This window comes from Bacillus sp. (in: firmicutes) (assembly GCA_012842745.1).
Taxonomy (GTDB): Bacteria; Bacillota; Bacilli; order Bacillales; family Bacillaceae_J; genus Schinkia.
The window spans coordinates 1-1,707 of record DUSF01000021.1; the positions used below are offsets into that span (position 1 = coordinate 1).

2 protein-coding genes are annotated in these 1,707 nt (G+C 33.0%); both read right to left on the reverse strand.

All coding sequences use genetic code 11. The features are described from left to right. Positions 1 to 198 precede the first annotated feature (198 nt). Positions 199 to 747: a hypothetical protein gene (locus GX497_02880; protein HHY72169.1), complete on the reverse strand. Its 549-nt coding sequence runs from the start codon at positions 745 to 747 to the stop codon at positions 199 to 201. A gap of 307 nt (positions 748 to 1,054) precedes the next feature. Further along, positions 1,055 to 1,384 (reverse strand): hypothetical protein, encoded by a 330-nt coding sequence (locus tag GX497_02885; protein ID HHY72170.1) that lies wholly within the window; start codon positions 1,382 to 1,384, stop codon positions 1,055 to 1,057. Between the last annotated feature and the right edge of the window lie 323 nt (positions 1,385 to 1,707).

A 1,707-nucleotide genomic window follows, 5' to 3' on the forward strand; every position in this document is an offset into this window, starting at 1 on the left:
AGAACCCTTCCAAGCGTTACCTTTTCATTTGATTCTTCGATATAATCCTTCAATTCCATAAGGAATTGCCTAGTCTTTACCGGATAAATGTGACCATACACCATTTAAACTAGGAACATTTCGCACCGCAATCGCACCCGTTCGTGAAATAAGTACAGTTTGACTATGGCGTAGTTATTTCTTTAATTAAACTTCCACTTATTTTAAGTTGTCAATTTTCCAACGAATATCCACTGGGTCTAAAGAACTCTCAACAGAAAACATATATTCATCTGTGATTTCAGGAACATCAAAAGAAATATTTAGTTCTCTTGATTCGTTTGCCAGTATGATTGTTTCCGATGGAATTTTGTCAGTAAGAACTTTTCCATTATATGATTTTTTACTTTTTTCATCATTTAAATGATATTTCAATTCAGAAATGTCAATCTGTTCCCCTCGAACATTTTTAATAGTCACATTAACAACAATTGAACTTGGATTAGTTTCTTCCAAGTAAGCACTATGTACCCTTGTTGAGAAATAGCCTCCCTTAGTACTTTCACCATACAAAAGGATTCCTTTTTCCATTCGGGCAATTCTTTCCTGATCATCAGTTGATAGTCCCATTGTATAAGTTTCGTTGTTTTGACTCGTTGTTGTTACCTTATCGTTTTCCGTTAAATCGTTACTATTATCTTGTGTACATGCTGACATAATAGTAACAATCATAATAGATAAAATTGAAAGAAAAATATTATTCCTCATAAATTCATCTCCTAACTTTTCATATATTAATGGTATTTTTCAATGAAATTTTTTCATCATAGAATATATCAATCTGATCAACCAAGGTTTTCGAAATGACCCAAAATTCAGATGATAAATACAATAGCACTGAATAATAACAGTTCTTGAATGCAAAGAATTTAGGTAACGTTCTTTTTATTCTTCGTTACTTTAAAGAAGAAAGTTGTTTAAACTCATTCTTTTATAACCAATAACCTACCTGTTACCTGAATAAAAAAAGCGATCATCGTATTAAAACATCGCCCCGTTAGCTGAAGAAGGAGTTTTAAAGATAGTCAACAAGTTTGCCGATTTCAACGTACCCATAAACCCTAATCACATCATCAAGTGCCTCTCCAGGAACGTAGATACATTTTAGAACTTCTAAAACTTCATTCCTTATTTCTTGGGTTTCTGTCTTTATCTCTAACCATTCAATACATTTATAACCGCCAATCCTAAAATGATAAAACCATTCATCATCCCAAGGGCATATGTAGCCTGTTTCAATATCTTTTGTCCTCCATTGGTGAACATTGGGGGAATCTAACATTGCTTCTCGAATTTCTTCCCACTTTGTATTATTCATAACTTCCTGAAATTGGTTATTTATCATTGTTTATTTACCTCTAATTTTTAAAGTATCTTTAATTATTCTATGATGGATGATGAAATCCTTCTTGCACTATCCTGATCCATTGGTGAAAAAGCGTTCCCACTGCTGTTGTAGAAACGCCCATGTCACTTATTCATAAACTATAATTTTACATACTACTTTGCTATTTTGGCACGATATAAAATCAGAGTCATTGCATTTAATATGATGGTAACAGCGAGAAGAATTGCTGAGGCGAACACAACAGCACCCATTGTGTCCATTAGAGCAGACCAATCCCCAATCTTCACCAGATAATTGCTATTTATAATCTGGAAATATAG

Bases quoted from the DNA above. Each gene is read 5' to 3' on its own strand.
- GX497_02880 (HHY72169.1), bottom strand. From the start codon at position 747: ATGAGGAATAATATTTTTCTTTCAATTTTATCTATTATGATTGTTACT.
- GX497_02885 (HHY72170.1), bottom strand. From the start codon at position 1,384: ATGATAAATAACCAATTTCAGGAAGTTATGAATAATACAAAGTGGGAA.